The sequence below is a fragment of the Paludifilum halophilum genome (assembly GCF_002245355.1).
In the GTDB taxonomy this organism is placed as follows: Bacteria; Bacillota; Bacilli; order Thermoactinomycetales; family DSM-45169; genus Paludifilum; species Paludifilum halophilum.
The window spans coordinates 1-3,429 of record NZ_NOWF01000023.1 but is presented as its reverse complement, the minus strand read 5'-3'; the positions used below and the strand labels follow the sequence as shown (position 1 = coordinate 3,429).

The window sequence follows — 3,429 nt, the reverse complement described above, 5'->3', positions numbered from 1 at the left end:
GGCGCTGGCGGGTTGCCCCATTCGGAAATCCCCGGATCACTGCCTGCTTACGGCTCCCCGGGGCATATCGGTGTTCGCCCCGTCCTTCTTCGGCTCCTGGCGCCTAGGCATCCACCGTGTGCTCTTCCTAACTTCTCCTCAATTCGCTCCGGTGAAATCTTCATCTTCCATGAAGATTTGCCTGGCTTCTTTCCATATCCGGTTTTCAAGGTGCATCAACCTTCTTCTGTCGCCGCGAGAGGATTACCTCACAGCGACAAGTAATAATATATCACAGCTTCCGATGTAGAGCAAGTGTTTTTTTGGATTTCCTTTTATCCATGTTTGGTATCGATTTCTAACTCGGTTATCCCTTTTTTCGGGTATACTAAAAAACAACATGGGCGTAACATCACCTGAAAAAGAGCCCCCCACTCGATCAAAGGGGCTCATCCCGACGGTTTTCTTTGCGGTTTAATCGTTGTCGTCATCCTTTTCGATGGACAAATAAACGATTTTCCCAGTTTCAGCGTCAATCTCCACTTCCGCCTCTTGCTCTTTGGTGTCGATGGAGATGTCATAAATCAGTTTTCCGTCCTCATAATCCAGTTCCATTTCATTTACGTTTCCATTTACTTTCTTTAAAGCAATCTGTTTGGCTTCTTTCATGCCGATCTTTGTTTTTGTCGCCTGTTTGGTCACTCGGTTTTCTTTTGTTCCATCGTCACCGACATCCTCTTGTTTGATCGAAAGAATGTCCCCGTTGACAGCATCCATCTTCAAATCGTATGTCCCTTTCTCTGTCTCCAAATCCATATCGTAAACGGCGCGGCCCTCGTCGTCATCCAACTCCACCTCGGTTACCTCGCCAGGGTACCGATCCTGTGCGATCTGAACTGCTTTTTCCGTCGCTATTTCCTTTTCGTTGCCGCTGGCGTACATTGGATGAACCCCGATCCCCGCAGCGACGATGATGACAGCTGCAGCCATAACGGCGAGCCATGTTTTTTTCTTCCTCATTCTGATCACTCCTTCTGTCCTTGTTTATAACCATCCTAAACGCACCAGATAAGAGACCCCTGTGAAAAACATGAAAAAACGATGAGAAACCATCACTCGTTTCCGGGCAGTGATACGGTCACTGTTGTACCCCGGCCCTCTTCACTGTCGATATCGATCTTCCCATTATGGGCATGGACGATCTCCCGGGCGATGGATAGGCCCAATCCGGTTCCTCCCGTCTCGCGGCTGCGGGCTTTGTCCACCCGATAAAATCGTTCAAACACAAGATCGATATCCTCCCGAGGAATTCCGGCACCCCAGTCCGTCACGCTGAAGGAGGGAAGGCCGTGGTCATACCCCACCCAAACCTCGACCGGTTTTTTACTGTATTTGATGGCGTTGTCTAGCAGGATAAACAGAAGCTGTTTGATCTGTCGGGGGTCAGCCAACGTATGGACTTTTTCCTCCGAAGAGTGGACGCGGATTTCCCTGTGAAAGGTTTGGATTAGCGGCTTGACGGCATTCCCGCAAAGATCTGTCAAATCCACCTCCTGCAGTTCGACGGAACCGAGGGATTCACCTCGCGCCAGTACCAACATCTGCCGGGTCATCTCCTTCATCCGCCGACTCTCCGAATGGATCTCTTCTACCGCTTCCTCCAGGATCTCCGGTTCGTTCTTCCCCCGGCGTTTGAGCAATTGGGCGTAGCTCTCGATAATCGTGAGAGGAGTTTTTAATTCGTGGGAGGCGTCAGAGATAAACTGCCGCTGTTTTTCAAAGTTGGCTTTCATCAAGTCCATCATCCGGTTGAAGGTGGCAGCCATTTGATAAAGTTCATCTTTGGAACGGTATTCCATATCCAGCTTTTTAAAGGTGCTCCCGCGTTGATTCTCCTCCATCGTCCGAGTCAGAGAATGGATCGGGCGAAGGATCAGCCGGCTCAGCATCCGTCCCCCGAGAATAGATGGCAAAAGGACTGCCAAGGTGGCTACAGCCAATACCATCCGTAAAATTTCCATATCCCGTTGCACCGATTGCAGACTCTCTGTCACTTCCAGGGTAACGATGTCTCCGTTTTCCCACAGCATCGGAAAATAGGCGGTGGCGTAATCCTCCTCGCCTTCCCGGTATATAGCGACATGTTGCCCATGTTTGAACCGAGGGCGGATGGTCTCAACCAGTTCCGGTTCTTCCGTCACTGTCAGCAAAGGCTGGGAACGGCTGTCAACCACCCGAATCATCCCCTCATCGGGAATGTAGGCCTTAAGGAGCTTCGCCCTACCCCGCCGGGCCGCCGTCTCTGCGTGAACCGCTTTGATTATACTTTCCGTCTTGTTTTTTAAACGGTCGACTTCTTCGCCCATCGATATATGATGAAAAAGGTAATAAATTCCTGTGTTGATCAATAGAAGAATCAAACACATCCACACGGTAGAAAAAAGCTGGATTTTTGTCTTAATCCTCATTCCGGGGCTCCCTCATGCAATAACCGACTCCGCGAACAGTATGGATCAAGGGAAAATCAAACCCATAATCAATCTTCTTTCGGAGGTAGCGGACATAGACATCCACGACATTGGTATCGCCGTGATAATCGAACCCCCAGACACGGGTGATCATCTGCTCCCGGTTCAAAACCTGATTTTTATTGCGCAACAAATAAACCAAAAGGTCGAATTCCCGTGGCGTCAACTCGATGGCCCGGCCTTGACGAGTGACCAGACGTGTCTTCTCATCCACTTTCAAATCGGCGATACTTAAAGGTGGGTCCTCTTCCGCAGTTCTCCAGGCGGAATTCGTCCGGATGCAGGCACGGATTCGTGCCAACAATTCCTCGATTTCAAAAGGCTTCGTTATATAATCGTTGGCCCCCTGGTCGAGCCCTGTCACCTTATCCGGTACCGTGTCCCGGGCTGTCAACAGGATGATCGGCGTGGTCTGGTCTTCACTGCGCAGCCGGCGCAGTACTTCGATTCCGTTCAAGCAGGGAAGCATGATATCCAACAGGATCAGATCCCATCCTTCCGTCTTCGCTTTTTCCAGCCCTTTCGCTCCATCAGCGGCCGTCTCCACCCCGTAGCCTTCATACTCCAGTTCCAGCTTTATAACACGGGCGATTTTCGCTTCATCTTCGATGATCAAAATCCGTTTCGAGCCCATCAATCCAGTCTCTCCCTATCGTCCTTTTACAAACAAATGTATCGCATTCAGATTAAAAATTAATGAGAGAATGGGGCATTGGCAAAATGCAAAAAACCCTCGACTCAAAATTGAGTCGAGGGTTTGTATACCCGAAGAATATCCTCGGGTTGCATTCCCTGAAAACCAAAGAGCGAACATGAACCCCGTGATGGTTCGTTCTTGTGTATCGGACCTCAAGGTCCCGATAACTCCGTAGAAAGGAGGTGATCCATCCCCACCTTCCGGTAGGGATACCTTGTTACGACT

At 50.0% G+C, this 3,429-nt stretch carries 3 protein-coding genes and 1 rRNA gene; all 4 read right to left on the bottom strand.

Translation table 11 applies throughout. The features are described 5' to 3' along the window. Window positions 1-138: ribosomal RNA gene (locus CHM34_RS18160) — 23S ribosomal RNA — on the bottom strand; the annotation flags it as partial. A 315-nt stretch (window positions 139-453) separates the two neighbouring features. Beyond that, window positions 454-999 (bottom strand): PepSY domain-containing protein, encoded by a 546-nt coding sequence (locus tag CHM34_RS18155; RefSeq protein ID WP_094266024.1) that lies wholly within the window; start codon window positions 997-999, stop codon window positions 454-456. A gap of 92 nt (window positions 1,000-1,091) precedes the next feature. After that, entirely contained in the window at window positions 1,092-2,447 is a 1,356-nt protein-coding gene (locus CHM34_RS18150; protein ID WP_094266023.1) for a sensor histidine kinase, read from the bottom strand. Then, window positions 2,437-3,141, bottom strand: a complete 705-nt coding sequence (locus tag CHM34_RS18145; protein ID WP_094266022.1) for a response regulator transcription factor — start codon at window positions 3,139-3,141, stop codon at window positions 2,437-2,439. The genes CHM34_RS18150 and CHM34_RS18145 overlap by 11 nt, the downstream gene beginning before the upstream one ends. Window positions 3,142-3,429 lie beyond the last annotated feature (288 nt).

Excerpts from the sequence above, each read along its gene's own strand:
- CHM34_RS18145 (WP_094266022.1), bottom strand. The coding sequence starts at position 3,141 with ATGGGCTCGAAACGGATTTTGATCATCGAAGATGAAGCGAAAATCGCC.
- CHM34_RS18155 (WP_094266024.1), bottom strand. The coding sequence starts at position 999 with ATGAGGAAGAAAAAAACATGGCTCGCCGTTATGGCTGCAGCTGTCATC.
- CHM34_RS18150 (WP_094266023.1), bottom strand. The coding sequence starts at position 2,447 with ATGAGGATTAAGACAAAAATCCAGCTTTTTTCTACCGTGTGGATGTGT.